Origin of the sequence: Mesorhizobium loti (genome assembly GCF_013170705.1) — a bacterium.
In the GTDB taxonomy this organism is placed as follows: Bacteria; Pseudomonadota; Alphaproteobacteria; order Rhizobiales; family Rhizobiaceae; genus Mesorhizobium; species Mesorhizobium loti_D.
This window is the reverse complement of the sequence record NZ_CP033334.1, coordinates 4271458-4288325: the sequence shown is the minus strand read 5'-3', so window position 1 is coordinate 4288325 and position 16868 is coordinate 4271458. Positions and strand designations below refer to the sequence as shown.

Here is a 16868-nt window from a genome sequence, read left to right as displayed (position 1 = left end):
GAGGAACCCCGCGAACCATGTCCAAAACACCCGATTCGGGCAAAACGGAAGATGACGAGCCTTCGACCGTCGAGCAATATCTGGTGAAGGATCCGGAACGCTTCGCGTTGAACATGGCGCGCATGCTCGAACAGGCCGGCAAGGCGGCGTCCGCCTGGGCCGAGCCGCGCGAAAAAGGCGAAGTGCGCGACCACGTCGCCGAACCGGTCGTCGACATGGTCAAGACCTTCTCCAAGCTCAGCGAATACTGGCTTGCCGATCCGCAGCGGGCGCTCGAAGCGCAGACGCGGCTGTTCGCCGGCTATATGACCGTGTGGGCGAACGCCATTCAGCGTGTCAGCCCCAGCGCCGAGGGTGCCGACGATGCCGTCAAGCCGGAGCGCGGCGACAAGCGCTTCCAGGATCCGGAATGGGGCCGCAACGCCTTCTTCGATTTTCTCAAGCAGGCCTATCTCGTCACCTCGCGCTGGGCGTCCGAACTGGTCGAGCACGCCGAAGGTCTGGACGAGCACACCCGCCACAAGGCGAGCTTCTACGTCAAGCAGGTGTCCAACGCCATCTCGCCGTCGAATTTCATCCTGACCAATCCGGAACTGTTTCGCGAAACCGTCGCCTCCAACGGCGAGAACCTGGTGCGCGGCATGAAGATGCTGGCCGAGGACATCGCCGCCGGCAAGGGCGACCTGAAACTGCGCCAGGCCGACTATTCGCCCTTCGAGATCGGCCGCAACATCGCCACCACGCCCGGCAAGGTGGTTGGCCGCAGCGACGTCGCGGAGATCATCCAGTATGATCCATCCACCGAGACGGTGCTGAAACGGCCGCTGCTGATCTGCCCGCCCTGGATCAACAAGTTCTACATACTCGACCTCAACCCGCAGAAATCCTTCATCCGCTGGGCGATCGAGCAGGGCCATACCGTCTTCGTCATCTCCTGGATCAATCCCGACGAGCGCCACGGCGCCAAGAACTGGGAAGCCTATATAAGGGAAGGCCTGCAATACGGCCTCGACACGATCGAAAAGGCCACGGGCGAGCGCGACGTCAACGCGATCGGCTACTGCGTTGGTGGCACGCTGCTGGCGGCGGCATTGGCGCTGATGGCCAGCGAAGGCGACGACCGCGTCAAGTCGGCGACCTTCTTCACCACGCAGGTCGACTTCACCCATGCCGGCGACCTGAAAGTGTTCGTCGACGAGGAACAGGTCGCGGCGGTGGAAAAGTCGATGAACGAAAAGGGCTACCTCGACGGAACCAAGATGGCGACCGCCTTCAACATGCTGCGATCCGGTGACCTGATCTGGCCTTATGTCGTCAACAACTACATGCGCGGCAAGGATCCCCTGCCCTTCGACCTGCTCTACTGGAATGCCGATTCGACCCGCATGGCGGCGGCCAACCACTCCTTCTACCTGCGCAACTGCTATCTCGAGAACAACCTCTCGCGCGGCACGATGGAGTTGGCGGGCCGCACCGTCTCGCTCGGCGATGTCACCATCCCGATCTACAACCTCGCCTCGAAGGAAGATCACATCGCGCCGGCGCTGTCCGTCTTCGTCGGTTCGAAGTATTTCGGCGGCAAGGTCGACTATGTGATGGCCGGATCCGGCCACATAGCGGGTGTCGTCAATCCGCCCGCATCCAACAAGTACCAGTACTGGACCGGCGGCGCGCCGATCGGCGATTTCAACCAGTGGATAGCCACGGCTACCGAGCATCCCGGATCCTGGTGGCCGCACTGGCAAAGCTGGATAGAAGCCAAGGACAACACCCGCGTGCCTGCCCGCAAACCCGGCAAGCATATGAAAACCTTGGGGGATGCTCCGGGTACCTATGTCAAGGTGCGTGTGTAACGGACTGTAATGTCTGGTGAGTTGACGGCCTGCCAAAAGCGGGCGAAATGGTGTCGTCAACCGTCGAGCGGCCGTAATTCGGCAATCGCTGCAAAGATACTTTCGAGCTTGCGGATTTGACACAGGTCTCGTTTCCGGATCGGAGACAAAGGTCACCCTGGACTGCGGCGGCCAATGCTGCGCCAAGGAGTTACCGGCCGGGTATCGAGGGGGAATTTGACTTTGAAATCAGCAGGATGGAGCCTCGCAAAGGGAGAACGCCGCGCCATCGTGGCAGCGTTCTGCTCCGTGCTACTGGCCTCCTGCACCTCGGCTGGCGACCCGACAATGTCGGTCGGAATGCCTGGCTACAATGCCTCTTCCTCGAACATCAATGCGGCCGCCACCGGCACGCCCATGGCCACCGCCGATTCGACATCGCAGACCACGACCACCCAGACGACCGTGATGAGCGAAGGTGACACGGCGCTTCCCGAAACGGTCGCTTACGTACCGATCGCCAAGCCCGAGATTGCCTTTCCACTGACAACGCCGGCCGGGGCTGAAACGATCGCGGGACAAACGCCACAGGCCCTGCAGCAGCCGGCCCAGACGGCGCAACAGACCGACGCGGTCGCCCAGAAGATCGCCGCCGCCGATGCCGAGGTGACGGCGCCGAAGCCTGCCGCGGCACCGGCGATGAACAATCCGGTCTATGTGACTGCGGGTGAGATGCCACAAGCCGAAGCACCGAAGAAACGGGGCTTCCTGGCCTCGATGTTCGGCGCCACGCCGGCTTCCGCGACCCCTGCTCCGCTCGTCAAAACACGCACGGGCGAACAGCCGGCCGTGCAGGCCAAGTCCGCGTCGGCACCGGCAAAGCCCATCATCACACTGGCCTCGGCCGACTCCACCGCAAAGCCGATACAGCTGGCTTCGACCGGCGACGAAGCCGGCCACATCACGGGTGGCGATGCGTTGCCCGGCGTGCGCCAGACGGCGCTGTTCGAGATCAAGCGCAAATCCGGCCTCGACGACGAAAGCGACGTCGACCTCAATGAGGACGAAGGCGGCAGTTATCAGGTAGCGTCCGCCGCCGGCATGGCCCGGCTCGCGCCCAACGGGCTGCTGAAGCAGAACGAAAGCGTTGATGTCGCCTGCCTGAAGCCGTCGCTGGTGCGCGTGCTGAAGACGATCGAAGGCCATTACGGCCGCAAGATGATGGTGACGTCAGGCTACCGCGACCCCGCCCGCAACCGCCGCGCCAACGGCGCCAAGAATTCGTTGCACATGTACTGCGCCGCCGCCGACATCCAGGTGCCCGGCGTCTCCAAATGGGAACTGGCGAACTACATCAGGACCATGCCCGGCCGTGGCGGCGTCGGCACCTACTGCCACACCGAATCGGTCCACGTCGACGTCGGCCCCGAGCGCGACTGGAACTGGCGCTGCCGCCGGCGCAGCGGTGGCGGCGACGGCTGAAGGGCGCGATTTCACGGGCCGGAGCGGCCAGGTCGTGCCGCAAATATCGTTTCAGCGGACAATTCTAGACTTTCGATATTGGCCTGAGCATTCCCAACCTCGCCAACCATGGGCTGAGCAGCAGCGAAGCTCCGTCGCGAAGACCCGGGGATCCATTCCGTGACTTGGTTGAAGCGTAGGGGCAGAATTCCGCACTGTTGCAACGCCTTGAAGTCGCGGCATGGATCCCAAGGGCTAGGCCGCGTCGCCTCGCTCCTCGCTCGGCCCTGGAATGACGAAGCGATGGGCGTTTCCGCTAGTCACCAAGCCGTGCAGCCGTGATGAAGCCCTGTGTTTCCAAAGGTCGGAAAAAAGTTGTCCAGGGCTGCACTTGACGGGTTGCCGGTTGCGCGCAACGCCAGTATAAGCCGCTTCGTCTGAGCGCGCCCATCGTCTAGCGGTTAGGACACCGCCCTTTCACGGCGGTAACAGGGGTTCGATTCCCCTTGGGCGTACCAGCGACTTCAAGCACTTAGCCGAAAACCTCCGTTCCCCGTCCAAAGTTTGGCCAATATCCGCGCCGAATCGCAGACCTGAAGCCGAGCGGCCACCGTCGGCGGCAGTCATGATCCAAAAGCGTGGCCATCAGGTGTCAGTCTCGTCAGGCATCGCGGCGTGGATGAAGTCCACCCCGGAAATGGCCCAACCTGGCTGCAGGGCCGCCCCTTGGCTTTCAACGCCCTGACGGGCCTGTGGATATACGCGATCAAGATATCGGGCGAGCAATACCTCACCACCTCTGATGCCGCCGGACAACCCGGCACTGCCATTCACCGGAGGAACCTCCGCGGCAGGCATGTTGCTTGGGTTCTGGCTATTCGGCGACATCATCCTCGGGTTGCTGGTTCGCCCTCTCCGCAGCGGCGCGGTCGCGTTCCAAAAGAACACGGAGGCTGACTGGAAGTAGGCGTTCCGCGCTACATCGCCCCGATCACTGCCTCGATGCTCGCTGGCGCCTGGCGCCGTGCCGCGTCCTTCGTTCGCATGTTTCACCCACATCAGACAGAAGTGCATATTTTGCATGCGGCGCCTAAAGCGGAGGCCCAAATGGGCGGCTATAAGCCCTGGTGTGATGCTATTCACGACCATCAGGTCGAATGTTTCGCTTCGGAGAACGGTTTGACCGCGGACCTGGTCTGGGAGTTGATCCTCAAACACGGCAACAGCCGCAAGGCCGTGATCAAAGCTGCGCGGGGTTTGGAAGGTGATGTCAGACAACACGGCGGATCAGCACCCTGCTCCCCTGTGGAGCCGACGCCCCTCCTGGCGATACGTGGGCCGGCAAAAGCAATAGCCGGCTTGCCCATAAGGAAGCCCCAAGTCAGCTAGGCCACAAGTCAGCTAGGCCACAAGTCGGCTAGGCCCCAAGTCGGCTAGGTCATGCGCCAGCAGTCCGTGATCGCACCATATCGCAGGCTTCTTGAATCGGTCATGCCGTTCATGCGGCGGACCTGATTGTCCGCTTGGCCGGCGTCCACCCCCACCCCAACGGTCCCCAACCGACGGGCGCCGGCCATTTTATCCCCTCCTTGGGTAGGCTCGCCGAGAAACCCCAACGAAATCTCAGCGAGCCAGCCGCCCTGGCATGAGGGACATAAACAGAGCGACCAATTGCTCTACGAGTCCGCTGTCCACAAAGTTGCTGGAAATCGTCATACCCTGGCAAGTTGAAGCCCGCGCCCCTCTGGCGGCGAAGGCGCGGGCCCGATCGGAGGCCCGATCTTCGGCAGGACGATGGAGGGCACCTACCTGCCGCACGGATCAACTTTTAGAGACGGCTAATGTTCCGCGTAAGGTGCGGTTGCAGGACCGCGCCGGCCCCGTGGTGTGCCACTGGAAAAACGCGACTTCCGTCGCTGTCGTGCATGGGGATTTCCTACGGCTCCGGCTTACGCTCGCCCGTTAACGCCTTGTTTGCCTGACGTCTGTTAGCTTCGGCGAATGGAAACAACCTTCGACGATCTCGGCAAGGCTCTGGAACGCAACCAGCACACGCCTGGAGCCAGCGTCGCTGTGGTCGCCGTGGCCGTCGCGATAGGCCTGGGTATTATCGTCGCTCTGGTCGGCGCTTCAACATCCGCTCCGCAAGTTCCTCACAATGTCGGCTTGTGGGGTGAGCAGCACGCCATAGGTTAGGGGCCGCACCAGCAACCGTCGTGGGTTGGTGAATGTTCTTGTTTCGAGGTTCGACCAGGCGAAAAGCGTCCCGTTTTGGGTCAGCTTGAGCTGGCATTGCAATTGCAACAGCGCAATGGCATGGCCTATAACAAACCGTCTTCCCCAGCTGTAGAAATCAGCCCGTCCTTAGGCGAGTGGGTTGTTAGGATCGTAGGAAGGGACGGCAACACCTATTCCAGAGCCTTCGAACGTGAGCCAGATGCCGTCGTCTTCGCTGAAGATCAGCGTTTGCGTCTGGGATTGAAATCTCTAACGCCCGACTAGCCTGCCGAACTGGAGCCTTGCTTCAGGACTTTGTCCTCGCGGATTTGGCCGGGGTCAGAAAACCATCCCTTATCAGATCCAAGGCGTCGAGCGCGTCTTCATCCAACAAGTTTGTCAAAGGCACTCCGCCCACGCGCACAACCTTGTTGTTGTCTATGTCGTAGACCTCCCAGAGCCCATCCCTGACTCTCCGTATTGCGTGCCGTCGCTCCATAAGAGGTCTCTAATAAGCGACACATCGAAGCTCGTGCAAGAAAACTCGATCCACAGGCTGGAGTTAACGGTGGAAAACTGCTTGCCGCGACGACAAGGCTGAACGAAGCCCGCCCCAGACAGTCTTGCCCCCGTCCGAGGCGGGCTCGCTGGAGGCTGATAGAGGCAGCTTCCTGGCCTTGGCCCACGGGGATCAAAACCAAGGCAGATTCAGAACTTCACCAGGCGAAGAATGTTCCGGCGGCAGGATCGATCCCATGCCCCTCGTTAACCGCTCGAAACCATCTTCTTGCGTCGGTGGTCGGCAGATGGGTTGAATCAATGGTGCCTTTTGGGGGTTCGCTTGTTCTGCTCATTGACCGATAGCGCCCAGGAACCCGAGCATGCCTGCGTCACTTGACTGCCAAAAACCTGCCAGCTGACACGCCTAGCCGCCAACCAGCGGCACGGTAACGGTGGTCGCGTAATTGATCGGGAAGGCGCTGAGGTAAGGGAAGTCGACGACGAAGGCATAGGTGGCGGTCAGATGCGCCATGCGGAAGCCGCCGCTCGCCGGGTCGATGGCTATCGTCACATTCACATCCTTCAAACCCAGGGCCTGCAATTTCTGCGTGGCGATCGATTGGATGTCGGCCTGGGTCAATGTGTTCTGAAGCTGCAGCGAGCGCGACGATGTCTCAAGCGTATAGCGAACGCTGGAAACCGAGTTCATCGACCAGCCGAAGGCGAAGATTCCGAACAGCAATATGATGAGGAATGGCGCGATCAGCGCGAACTCCAATGCCGCTCCACCCGATCGATCCCACTTGAAGGCGCTTGCCTTAACGGACACGGATCACCTCCAGGTGGCCGATAACGCTGGAAGTGGAAAAAACGCCGAAGGTGAAGGGCGGCGTCCAGGTGGCCGATGCCTGGATCTGAACATAGACCGATGGAACCTTCGGCCCACTGCACAGGGCGGAAGCGTCGACCACGGTCGTCCCGCACATATAGATTCGGCTTAGCGTGACCTGGCCGTCCGCCGGCCGCTTCTCCCAGCTCGAAATCGCAACGGCCTGCGTCGCCGTGTCATTGGTCGAGCCTTCCATGATCAGGTTCGCGGCGGTCTTCACGCCGGCGCGCATCGACAGCGAACTCGTCACATAGGACCAGCCGTCGATGATGCCGAGCAGCGCCGCGCACAGGAAGGGCAGGATCATGGCGAACTCGACCGCCGCGACACCCGAACGGTCGCCAAGAATCGGCTTTGATCGGCGTTCCACGGGAGGCTACTCGACCAATGCCACGGACTGCGCGGCCGGAATGTCGCGCATCCCGAGGCTGGTGCAATCCTGATTGATGGTTGAATTGCCTGACCATTGTATCGTATCGGCGACGACTTGGGTGCAGCCGCCGTTGCCCGAGAAATTGCCGAGATAGCTGACCTGCTGTCTTGGGAAGTAGATGGCCCCAGTCAGCAGCGAGTCGGCTGTGCCGTTGAATGTGCTGGATGCACTGCTGCCGGCCCTGTCGCCATAGAACAGAACACCTGAATAGGCGCCCGAAGTCGGCGCGCTGAGCTGCACGGAGGCGTTGCCATTCATGCTGACCGTCGAGCTGCCTGACATGAAGATGGTCACCCCGCTGCCGGTGACGGAAGCGTTGGCGTTTATCTTGAGATTGCCCTGGACGACATAGACGCCCGGCTGGAGGGTAACGCTGCCGCTAAGGCTGAGTCCGCCGCAGTAGGTGCCGGGTTTCAGCGTCGATTTGTTGGTGTTCTGGCAGGGATTTGAAGCCGCCGGGGTCGGCAGGTCGGCGAATGGATCGGCGGCAGGCAGCGCCTGGGTGATCGGGGCTGGGCAAACGGTGGTGACCGGATTGTTCAGTGAAACGCCGCCCGCCGATATCAGGCAATCGACCTGCAGTGCCGCCGAGCCCTGGAGCTTTATGGCGTCCGAAGCATTCGAATTGGACATCACCACGCAGCCGGTGACCTTCACGCTGGTACTGCCGGAAAACAGTACAGCCTGCGAGGCGGTCGGATCCAGCGCGGTCATGCAGGACTTCGAGGCATTGGTTATAAGGGCCACCGCCCTCGCCTGTTCAGGCACCTGGCCCTGCGTGAAGATCGAGGTGAACATCCGGTCGAGCTTCTGGCTCACGATGACCTCGACCGCTTTCTTCGCCGTATTTGGTCCGGACACTGGCGGCGTATTGACGACGATCGTGCCCGAGCCCAACCCATTCGACGCGGCCGATTGTGTCGCGGCCGCGACGATCGTCGGGTTGTCGGACCCTGAGATCTGTTCAAGCGCGCCGGCATAGGCGGCGGCATCGGCCGTCGCCTGCAGTCTCAAGCTGTTGTAGTACCAGTAGGAGGTCTCAACGCCAAAGCCGGCGGCGCCGACAACGATCGGCAGGCTGAGGGCGAAGATGGTGGCAACATTTGCCCTGGTACTCCGGCGTATACCGGTCGCCATGAGCCTAATTCGAGTGAAGCAGTTGGAAGCCATAGTTTAATTAGAAAGCACGCATGTATGAACGAACGGCTAAGAAGTTCGGTTCATTTTTGATCACGGCTCCGATCGGCTTCAAGCAGCCGGCCGGCGCTGATCGGTGCGCGGACGACGGCGATTGCCGTTCCTGACGGCACGGGAGCGCTCCAGCGACAAATGACGCCGCCGATTGCAGGATACGCTGGGCAGTTCCGGCGAATGAAAGCGATCCAACTCAATTGGATGCGGTCAAATCCAGCGCGCCGGCAGTCTTGGCTTCAGGCGGAAAGGACGGGCACCGGCTCTGAGGCCACTCCAGCCGACAACTCTTTCTGTACGGCCAGAAAAAATCTGCGGACTTCGTCACCGGCGGTGGCTCTGTCCCTGCCCGATCCGACAACGAGGTCAAGCAGTTCTGCTGCCTTGGCCCTCCAGAACGAGGCCGCGGTCTCGCCATGCAGATTGTCGAGCTTGGCCGCAACTTCTCTGACCAGGAATAACTGACGATCGATCGGGAACGCACGGATTTTTTCTGCAGACATCTTCCGAACCATGAGACTGACGCAACGAATCAACATTGCTGAACAGGCAATGGCGTAGCCGCGAAGGTGGAAACGGAAGCTTAACGACGCTATTGATGGATATCCGCGGCACGAGACAGTGCACTCGAGCCGAGCCGGCTATCGAGGCAAGCGCATCTGCCCTCAGGCCTGCAGCGCCCTCGCCTCGCCGCCGCGCTTGCGCGGCGCCATCATGTCGCTGGCCATCAGTCCGGTAACGCGGCAGAACGCCATGAATGCCCGGCAGGCATCCTCAGTCTTGACCACGTCCACCGTGGCGCCAAAGCAGGCGTTGAAGGCTTTCTGATACACCGGTCCCTGCCGGCGCGCCGGCCAGTCCTGGAGAAAATCCAACGCCTGCTCGACGCTGTAAATCTCCTCGACCGGCAAGCCAGGCCCTGGCGCGATGCGCACCGGCACCTCGAACTGCAATCTGTCCATCTGAAATCTCCCGAACTGGCGTCGCCCAGCAACGCCGTCCGTCGTCAAAAGTTGCTTTGACCGGTCTGTGTCACGGAAATGTGTCGTCACTGCGGAAGCGGCGCCTTTGCTGCAAAGGCGAGGAAAGTTCTGCCGGCACCAGGATGCCCGGCAGAACGTTCCGATCCGACGGCGCAATTCACTGGTTGGCCGGGTCCGTCTCGGCGTCGAAGGCGATGCGCACAACCATCACCAGAATATAGGCCGACGGCAAGGCGAACAGGGCACCGAGCACGAGTGCTCCGGTTCCCGACAGATAGAGCGTCTCGGCGATCGCCCAGTAAACGGTTCCGATACAGATGAACGCCTGAACGGACAAAAATGAAGCAGCCGAGGCCGCACGCGACAGGCTTTTGAATGTCTTGATACGTTGTTGCATTGCGATGATCCGGAAATGACGCACCGCGCCACCAGTGCGCGGCTATGGCCGGCGCACGGATCGCGGACGCGAATGGCTTGGTATGATGGCGAACGCGGTCTTGGACCGCTCAGGCTTGCGCGAACGGCGGCGCGCGCGGCTGATTGGTGCTGGTGCACGGAGCCGAGACGGTCCCATGGCCGGCGACGACCACTGCCGGCGACGTCGGGGCGAGCCAAAGGAAAACAGTTTCTGGAGCTGGTAACGCCGGATGGCCGCCCGCGAACTTGGCCAGCACCGGCCTGGCGGCGCGAACCTCAACGGCCTGTGCCTTGTTGGTGACGCGCAGCAGCGCGGCGGCTTCGCCCGACCGTTCGACGCCAACGCTGGCGCTGCCCTGGGCGGGGTCGGCGAAAGTTGGGACATCCGGCCGGCCGAGGCACAGCATCGCCAGCAGCACAAGGCCCATCAGACATGAGCAGGCTGCCGTCAGCGGCGCTTCAAGCGATCGGGCGCGCTTCAGGGCTGGTCGCGATCTCCAAAACATCGTTCCGCCCTAGCGCACGATGACCGGAAAGGAAAGCAAACCGTGAAAAACCGGCAAAAGACCGCGCCGACACGACGAATATCCCGCCGGTTCGGATTGCATCAGGCAGTTCTTCCTTGAACCTTTTGCCCCCAAGTGCCAAATCTGGTGTGATTTTCACGCTGGCACACCTGCAGCGCCCCACCTTCCACACGGACAAAATGGTCACCTATCTCGACGCCGCCACCGCCCCCCTCAGAAACACCGGCCAGATCCGCCTCTATGGCGAGGACGGTTTTGCCGGCATGCGCAAGGCATGCGACCTCACCGCGCGTTGCCTCGACGAGCTGGTGCCCATGGTCGCGCCCGGCGTCACCACCGATGCCATCGACCGTTTCGTCTTCGAGTTCGGCATGGATCACGGCGCGCTGCCGGCGACGCTCAACTATCGCGGCTACACGAAGTCGTCCTGCACCTCGATCAACCATGTCGTCTGCCATGGCATTCCCGACAACAAGCCTTTGAAGGACGGCGACATCGTCAACATCGACGTCACCTACATTCTCGATGGCTGGCATGGCGATTCCTCGCGTATGTATCCGGTCGGCACCATCAAGCGCGCCGCCGAACGGCTGCTCGAAGTCACCCATGAATGCCTGATGCGCGGCATCGCCGCGGTCAGACCCGGGGCTCGCACCGGCGCCATCGGCGCCGCCATCCAGACCTACGCCGAGGCGGAGCGCTGCTCGGTGGTGCGCGACTTCTGCGGCCACGGCGTCGGCCAGCTGTTCCACGACGCCCCGAACATCCTGCACTATGGCAACGTCAATGAAGGCGTGGAAATGCGGCCCGGCATGATCTTCACCATCGAGCCGATGATCAATCTCGGCCGGCCGCATGTGAAGGTGCTGTCGGACGGTTGGACGGCGGTAACCCGCGACCGCTCTCTGTCGGCGCAGTACGAGCACACGATCGGCGTGACCGACGCCGGCTGCGAGATTTTCACGCTCTCGCCCAACAAGCTCGACCGCCCCGGCCTGCCGGCCTGATTTTTTGACCGTCGGGCAACTGCTGCGCCCGATCGATTGCCGGATGCGGGGGCGGATGGGGAAAGCCAACGACGAAGACGACGAGCGGAGTTTCTTCTCCGAGGTACCGGTCCGGCGTGCGGCGAAGGCCAAGCCGGCCTCAGCCGAGAAACCTGGATATCTCGGCCATCGCGACCGCTTGCGCGAGCGCTTCGTCTCAGCCGGTCCGGACGCCCTGCCCGACTATGAACTTCTGGAGCTCCTGCTCTTCCGGCTGATCCCGCGCGCAGACACCAAGCCGGCCGCCAAGGCGTTGCTCGCGCGGTTCGGGACGTTGGCCGAGGTGCTTGGCGCGCCCGTCAACTTGTTGCAGGAGGTCAAGGGCATCGGCCCGGCGGTGGCGCTCGACCTGAAAGTCGTCGCGGCGACGGCGCAGCGCATGGCGCATGGCGAGGTGCATGGCCGCGAAGTCCTGTCGTCCTGGACGCAGCTTCTCGCCTATTGCCGCTCTGCCATGGCCTTCGAGGCACGCGAACAGTTCCGTATCCTGTTCCTCGACAAGAAGAACGCGCTGATTGCCGACGAGGTGCAGCAGACCGGCACTGTCGACCATACGCCCGTCTATCCCAGGGAAGTGGTCAAGCGCGCGCTCGAACTGTCGGCCACCGCGATTATCCTGGTCCACAACCACCCCACTACCCCTTCGATGATCACGCTGGATCACGCTGAATACCGCTGAATCATCAATGGAATAGCCACTTTTTGTCCATTGCGTACAGGGGGCGGCTATGGCAAATTGGGAGCGGTTAGAGGGGTTGAAAGCGGCTTTCCGATCCCAGCAAACGATCCCCGTTTTCCTCGACCGATCCCAGTTGCGGAACAGGAGGAAACGCTATGCCAAGCCTGACGGACACCGCGATCCGACATGCGTTGAAGCGGGTTGAGCTAAGTCAGAAACAGGAGAATCTTGCCGACGGCGAAGGGCGCGGCACCGGTCGCCTCGTGCTTGTCCTCAAGCCTATGCCGAAACGCGTCACCGCTGACTGGATGGCGCAGCAATGGCGCGACGGGAAGCGGACCAAGAAGAAGCTTGGCGCTTACCCCTCCATGTCGCTCGCCCAGGCGCGAGAAATCTTCAAGCGCGACTTTGCTGACGTGATCCAAAAGGGCCGAAGCATCAAGATCGCGACCGACACCCGCCCTGGCACAGTGGCCGATCTTTTCGAAGGTTATGTCGCGTCGCTCAAGGATGCGGGCAAGCCATCCTGGAAGGAAACGGAAAAAGGCCTCAACAAGATCGCCGATACGCTCGGGCGCAACCGCCTCGCCCGCGAAATTGAGGCCGAGGAAATCGTAGAGCTGATCCGTCCGATTTACGAGCGCGGTGCCAAATCAATGGCCGACCATGTGCGGTCCTATCTCCATGCCGCTTTTAGCTGGGGCATGAAGTCCGACAACGACTATCGGCAGCAGTCTTCTCGACGCTTCCGCCTCCCCTTCAATCCGGCAACCGGCATTCCGACCGAGCCGAAGGTCCAGGGTACGCGCTGGCTCGACGAAGACGAATTTGTGCAACTCTATCGCTGGCTGGACCACCCCGACGCGCCGGTCCACCCCTCCTATCCCCGCGCGGTGCAACTCATCATGCTGACCGGCCAGCGCGTCGAGGAGATAGCGCGGCTTCATGTCGATCAATGGGACGCCAAGGAGCGGATCATCGACTGGTCAAAGACCAAGAACCTCCAGCCGCACGCCGTCCCTGTGCCATTGCTCGCCGCCGAACTGATCGAATCGATCAAGCCGAATGAGTACGGCTGGTTCTTCCCCTCCGCCAAGGACCCATCCAAACCTGTCAGCCACGGCACTCTGTATAGCTTCGTCTGGCGGCAGCGAGATCGCGGCGTGATTCCATATGCGACGAACCGCGACCTCCGACGTACATTCAAGACGCTCGCCGGAAAGGCAGGCGTCCCGAAAGAAATCCGCGATCGCCTTCAGAACCACGCGCTACAAGATGTCAGCTCCAAGCACTACGACCGCTGGCACTACATGGTCGAGAAACGCGCTGGCATGGCGAAATGGGACAAGTTCGTCCGCGCCATGATCGCAAAGAAGCGCCTGAAGCAGGCCGCATGACATCTCGTCCGCCCAAACGCACACCTCGCAGCGCCAAGCCCGCCGCGGGCATCGATCCACAAAGCTACGCGACCTTCGTCATCGATCTAAAACTGAAGATCGTTGAGGCGCGACATCGCGCCAGCCTGTCCGTCAACCGCGAACTGATCCTACTCTCCTAGACGATCGGCCGCGACATTCTCGCCCGGCAGGAGCGTGAGGGCTGGGGAACGAAGGTCATCGACCGGCTCGCCGATGACCTTCGCCAAGGCTAGTAGCAGATGCCTGCTGCTAATTAAGCGCGCGCGGGGGCGGTTCACCGTGTGACTTTGCTACCCCCATGACCTGATACTGAGAACGACCCTGACCTAGTCATCTTTCACGCCACTCCAAATGTCCCTAAAGTTCAAACGCACACCATGCCGCTCCAAGACGTAAGGCAATGGGGTCCGCTCCACCTCGTGTGCCGCCTCTTGAGATACTGCCTCGACAAGAAGATCAAAAAAATTCTTGCCTGACCCTATCTCCAGTCGAAGGCGCAGCAGCTGGGACCATGGAAGGACCAGTACGTCTGACTCGATGTTGTATCCATAGCTGCGAAATCTAGCATTGGTGCGCCCGATCGCCACCAGAAGCACACGTCGCGGCGGTGGGTTGGAAGAAAGCTTAAGCGCGCGGCAAAGAGCGGGTACCCCGTGCTCATCAATCCAGGATCTGGTCTTCTGCGCCCATACCCGGACTTGATCGCGGAAGTTCTTAGCCTTACTTCGCTGGACTTTCACACTGCTGCTGGTGAAATCCTGCCATTTCAGTTGAAAAAGTACCAAGTCGCCCGTCGCCCGATCAAGGATCGCAGCGTCTAGATCTGTGACAACTTGGCCCTTACTTCGCAGCTTAACCGGCTTGCCGATGCGATCATACCGTGGACCTTCAAATAGCGCGCAAAGGTCCTCTACCATCCACTCTTCACGATGCTCACGGAAAGCATTCTGAATTGCAGTGGAACTCGACTCGCGGAGCATGCGGATGCCATTAAACGGATTGCGGAAGACGCCACTGACCGGCGTCAGAAGGTAACCACCACAAAGCTCAATGACCAAGGGAATGCCAGGAGCCTGTTCAGTTAGGAAATAATCAGCATCGCCAGCCTTGACCACAATGAGATTAAGTGCGGCGTCCAGTTCCTCCTCGGGCGCGCCAATCGCGTGCGAGAGTGACGTCAAAAGCTCGGGGCGCGTCTTCCAGATAGTCAGGCTCATATGTTGATTGACGCCTGGATGAAGCTTCATCCCCTCCTCGACGAACATGATGTGCTTCATGCTGAAACTCATCAGGACATGAACCACAGCTGTGAGCGTTTCACCGGAGCAGCCGGGGAGGCGCGCCTGGGGATGGATGCCTGCGTCTGCTTGCCATTGAACCGCGTCTTGGGTCACCGCCCGAAGGAAATAGGAGTCGATTTCCGGATCAGCCTTATAGCCGATCATAATGCCTTGCGATGTCTTCCATTGGAAGGTGAGGTTCGCCATCACATCACGGAGCCTCAGCGTCGTCCCAGGATTGACATCACTGGCGTAGTCCTGGTGGAGTTTGGCGTTTAAGTCCGCCAACTTTTGGTGATCGACCTGATCGTGAAAGTGGTCCGTGAGAGCCCTGTGGCTTAGCTTCAGCTCAATCTCAGATCCGTCCAGGGTCGCGGATACCATCCCGTGACGCACCATCTCCGCAGTGCGATTGAGGATCACGTACCGGCCGGCAAAGTGCATCATGCCCATAACTGTTTGGCGGAGCTCAGGAGTGCTCGTTCGGAGAGGGACGCCACTGAACTCCCCTTTACGCTTCAGCAGCTTTCCGAGCAGGACGTTCCAGCCACGAATGAGAATGTCAAAGTCCTGAACCGAGAGCTTGCTCTTCTCATTGGCCGACAGGCGCTGGACGACGTGCATGTGGTCCACACAGCGACATGCTTCAATCAGGAGAACAGTACATTCCATCGGCTGAAGCGTTGAAAGAAAGTCGTCGACGTCTGCGATTTCTTTCTGAGCCAACTCGTCAAGCCTCGCAGCCACCACAAAGGCCTCGGGAGAGGTGCGTTCATCTGCGTCCACTAAAATCTCCCGCAATTGCGTGGACACCGCGCGCGAGATTATCTTTGCGCGCGACCGCTCGTCATCGGTTCGGCCAAAGCTCTCTGCTCAACGCTTTCCATCGTCAGCCTGTGTCTCTGCAGCGAGGCTCCTACGAGCTGTGTTCTCCGAAATGGATTGAATCTCTTTGTTTAGTTCGTCCAGACGCGCGCGCATCGTCGCTCTATCGCCAGGGAAGCTCGCGCCTCCTGGCGTCCCAGACAGCGCGCTGACAAGCTGATCCCGCTCATCCTCCAGGGAGCGAAGTGTGGCGTCACGTTCCTGCGCCGCCGCCGCATCGTCCTGCCTCCGGCGAGCCTCCTCGTCGGCGAGGATGCTTTCCTCGACCTTGGCGACATTGGGCTTAATGTCGGGAAAGCGGTCCGCCGCGAACCGCAGGAACTGGCTGAACTCGTAAATGTGGAAATCCTGTCCTGCCTCGCCGCGAAACTCCTCAATGAGCTCTGGGCGAGGCCCCATCTTCCGCCCGCGATGTATCCACCACCAATCTTCCTTCACGTCGTCAGAGATGAAAATCACGGGCCGCTTGTCGGCCTTTGCCTTGCTTATCATGTCCTTCCAGATAATCAGGTCACCGAACTTGTCGTACTCCCCGGCCTCCTTCTTCTGGTCCTTATAGCCAGGTGGGATTTTCTTTGAGTAGCGATCCTCACCCTCTTTTTTCAGGGCGACTAGCTTATCGGCCGGCCATTTATCCCCGATACGGTTCTCGAGGAGCTTGGTGAGCTTCTCCAGGAGCCCGTCGATCTCAGCGGAGGGGTGCGTCCCGCGAGCGGCCTCCATACGTCCCTTGAAGTCCGACAAGAACATGTCGAGCGCCGCGAGCTCCTTTTGCACATCAATCGTCGGATGCGCGCGGAGTTGACGGAGGCGATCGCGCGCCTTGTCGATGTTCGCCTCCTGATCTTTGATCAGCGTGTCATACGCGTCGAGGGCCCCGAACTCGACGTCGAGGCGGTTGCGCTGGAATTCCAGGCCGACCTGGTAGGGGATCCACAGCGCGTCGCCCAGCGCCTCGAAAAGCCGCAGTAACTCATCACGCACCACGGTCGTGTGCCGCAAGCAGTGCAACAGTACATTAGCATCGGGGACAAAGATTGCGGTGTCCCAGAGCTTCGCGATTTGCTCTGGCCTCTTGGGATACCATCCGGGGAATTTCTCACGCATCC

At 60.8% G+C, this 16868-nt stretch carries 17 protein-coding genes and 1 tRNA gene; 8 read left to right on the top strand and 10 right to left on the bottom strand.

The window, feature by feature from the left end; genetic code table 11:
- The first annotated feature begins 17 nt into the window (after positions 1-17).
- The 3 genes from phaC (at position 18) to EB815_RS20890 (ending at position 3811) form a co-directional block, all read left to right on the top strand.
- A complete protein-coding gene (phaC, locus tag EB815_RS20900; RefSeq protein ID WP_056572294.1) occupies positions 18-1853 on the top strand; it encodes a class I poly(R)-hydroxyalkanoic acid synthase in 1836 nt (611 codons plus the stop codon).
- A 174-nt stretch (positions 1854-2027) separates the two neighbouring features.
- Positions 2028-3314 (top strand): YcbK family protein, encoded by a 1287-nt coding sequence (locus EB815_RS20895; protein WP_056572296.1) that lies wholly within the window; start codon positions 2028-2030, stop codon positions 3312-3314.
- Positions 3315-3736: 422 nt separating this feature from the next.
- A tRNA-Glu gene (locus tag EB815_RS20890) sits at positions 3737-3811 on the top strand.
- A 127-nt stretch (positions 3812-3938) separates the two neighbouring features.
- Here the strand turns inward: EB815_RS20890 and EB815_RS20885 are convergent.
- Entirely contained in the window at positions 3939-4571 is a 633-nt protein-coding gene (locus EB815_RS20885; protein WP_155772534.1) for a hypothetical protein, read from the bottom strand.
- Positions 4572-5294: 723 nt separating this feature from the next.
- Between EB815_RS20885 and EB815_RS20880 the strand changes: the two genes are divergently transcribed.
- The gene (locus tag EB815_RS20880; protein WP_056572302.1) at positions 5295-5489 is read left to right on the top strand and encodes a hypothetical protein; all 195 of its coding nucleotides are present in this window, start codon (positions 5295-5297) and stop codon (positions 5487-5489) included.
- Between the two features lie 946 nt (positions 5490-6435).
- Here the strand turns inward: EB815_RS20880 and EB815_RS20875 are convergent.
- The 7 genes from EB815_RS20875 to EB815_RS20845 all read right to left on the bottom strand — a co-directional run bounded on the left by EB815_RS20875 (position 6436) and on the right by EB815_RS20845 (position 10430).
- Positions 6436-6840 (bottom strand): TadE/TadG family type IV pilus assembly protein, encoded by a 405-nt coding sequence (locus tag EB815_RS20875; protein WP_056572310.1) that lies wholly within the window; start codon positions 6838-6840, stop codon positions 6436-6438.
- Positions 6830-7270, bottom strand: a complete 441-nt coding sequence (locus tag EB815_RS20870) for a TadE/TadG family type IV pilus assembly protein (RefSeq protein WP_056572312.1) — start codon at positions 7268-7270, stop codon at positions 6830-6832. Before EB815_RS20870 ends, EB815_RS20875 begins: the two co-directional genes overlap by 11 nt.
- Positions 7271-7276: 6 nt before the next feature.
- Positions 7277-8503 (bottom strand): pilus assembly protein TadG-related protein, encoded by a 1227-nt coding sequence (locus tag EB815_RS20865; protein ID WP_056572314.1) that lies wholly within the window; start codon positions 8501-8503, stop codon positions 7277-7279.
- Between the two features lie 260 nt (positions 8504-8763).
- A complete protein-coding gene (locus tag EB815_RS20860; protein WP_056573404.1) occupies positions 8764-9027 on the bottom strand; it encodes a DUF6074 family protein in 264 nt (87 codons plus the stop codon).
- 162 nt (positions 9028-9189) lie between these two features.
- Complete coding sequence (locus EB815_RS20855) at positions 9190-9486, bottom strand: DUF982 domain-containing protein (protein ID WP_056572315.1); 297 nt, start codon at positions 9484-9486, stop codon at positions 9190-9192.
- Positions 9487-9664: 178 nt separating this feature from the next.
- The gene (locus EB815_RS20850) at positions 9665-9904 is read right to left on the bottom strand and encodes a hypothetical protein (RefSeq protein WP_056572317.1); all 240 of its coding nucleotides are present in this window, start codon (positions 9902-9904) and stop codon (positions 9665-9667) included.
- Between the two features lie 109 nt (positions 9905-10013).
- Complete coding sequence (locus tag EB815_RS20845; protein ID WP_155772533.1) at positions 10014-10430, bottom strand: hypothetical protein; 417 nt, start codon at positions 10428-10430, stop codon at positions 10014-10016.
- Positions 10431-10630: 200 nt separating this feature from the next.
- Here EB815_RS20845 and map point away from each other — a divergent pair, with 200 nt between their 5' ends.
- The 4 genes from map (at position 10631) to EB815_RS33660 (ending at position 13734) form a co-directional block, all read left to right on the top strand.
- A complete protein-coding gene (map, locus tag EB815_RS20840) occupies positions 10631-11458 on the top strand; it encodes a type I methionyl aminopeptidase (RefSeq protein WP_056573408.1) in 828 nt (275 codons plus the stop codon).
- Between the two features lie 55 nt (positions 11459-11513).
- Entirely contained in the window at positions 11514-12176 is a 663-nt protein-coding gene (locus EB815_RS20835; RefSeq protein ID WP_065005640.1) for a JAB domain-containing protein, read from the top strand.
- 155 nt (positions 12177-12331) lie between these two features.
- The gene (locus EB815_RS20830) at positions 12332-13573 is read left to right on the top strand and encodes a tyrosine-type recombinase/integrase (RefSeq protein WP_065005639.1); all 1242 of its coding nucleotides are present in this window, start codon (positions 12332-12334) and stop codon (positions 13571-13573) included.
- Positions 13570-13734 carry a hypothetical protein gene (locus EB815_RS33660; RefSeq protein WP_245303384.1) on the top strand — a complete coding sequence of 55 codons (165 nt, stop codon included), beginning with the start codon at positions 13570-13572 and terminating at the stop codon, positions 13732-13734. Before EB815_RS20830 ends, EB815_RS33660 begins: the two co-directional genes overlap by 4 nt.
- 186 nt (positions 13735-13920) lie before the next feature.
- Here EB815_RS33660 and EB815_RS20820 read toward each other — a convergent pair whose 3' ends face one another.
- Together EB815_RS20820 and EB815_RS20815 are read right to left on the bottom strand one after the other, a co-directional pair.
- Positions 13921-15660 carry a hypothetical protein gene (locus EB815_RS20820; protein WP_065005638.1) on the bottom strand — a complete coding sequence of 580 codons (1740 nt, stop codon included), beginning with the start codon at positions 15658-15660 and terminating at the stop codon, positions 13921-13923.
- An 87-nt stretch (positions 15661-15747) separates the two neighbouring features.
- Positions 15748-16866, bottom strand: a complete 1119-nt coding sequence (locus EB815_RS20815; RefSeq protein ID WP_065005637.1) for a PIN-like domain-containing protein — start codon at positions 16864-16866, stop codon at positions 15748-15750.
- Positions 16867-16868: the final 2 nt, after the last annotated feature.

What these genes read in the sequence shown, in the direction of transcription:
- EB815_RS20850 (WP_056572317.1), bottom strand. Translation starts at nt 9,904, where the DNA reads ATGCAACAACGTATCAAGACATTCAAAAGCCTGTCGCGTGCGGCCTCG.
- EB815_RS20830 (WP_065005639.1), top strand. Translation starts at nt 12,332, where the DNA reads ATGCCAAGCCTGACGGACACCGCGATCCGACATGCGTTGAAGCGGGTT.
- EB815_RS20865 (WP_056572314.1), bottom strand. Translation starts at nt 8,503, where the DNA reads ATGGCTTCCAACTGCTTCACTCGAATTAGGCTCATGGCGACCGGTATA.
- EB815_RS20895 (WP_056572296.1), top strand. Translation starts at nt 2,028, where the DNA reads ATGCTGCGCCAAGGAGTTACCGGCCGGGTATCGAGGGGGAATTTGACT.
- EB815_RS33660 (WP_245303384.1), top strand. Translation starts at nt 13,570, where the DNA reads ATGACATCTCGTCCGCCCAAACGCACACCTCGCAGCGCCAAGCCCGCC.
- EB815_RS20880 (WP_056572302.1), top strand. Translation starts at nt 5,295, where the DNA reads ATGGAAACAACCTTCGACGATCTCGGCAAGGCTCTGGAACGCAACCAG.
- EB815_RS20855 (WP_056572315.1), bottom strand. Translation starts at nt 9,486, where the DNA reads ATGGACAGATTGCAGTTCGAGGTGCCGGTGCGCATCGCGCCAGGGCCT.
- EB815_RS20860 (WP_056573404.1), bottom strand. Translation starts at nt 9,027, where the DNA reads ATGTCTGCAGAAAAAATCCGTGCGTTCCCGATCGATCGTCAGTTATTC.
- EB815_RS20835 (WP_065005640.1), top strand. Translation starts at nt 11,514, where the DNA reads ATGGGGAAAGCCAACGACGAAGACGACGAGCGGAGTTTCTTCTCCGAG.
- map (WP_056573408.1), top strand. Translation starts at nt 10,631, where the DNA reads ATGGTCACCTATCTCGACGCCGCCACCGCCCCCCTCAGAAACACCGGC.
- EB815_RS20815 (WP_065005637.1), bottom strand. Translation starts at nt 16,866, where the DNA reads ATGCGTGAGAAATTCCCCGGATGGTATCCCAAGAGGCCAGAGCAAATC.
- EB815_RS20845 (WP_155772533.1), bottom strand. Translation starts at nt 10,430, where the DNA reads ATGTTTTGGAGATCGCGACCAGCCCTGAAGCGCGCCCGATCGCTTGAA.
- phaC (WP_056572294.1), top strand. Translation starts at nt 18, where the DNA reads ATGTCCAAAACACCCGATTCGGGCAAAACGGAAGATGACGAGCCTTCG.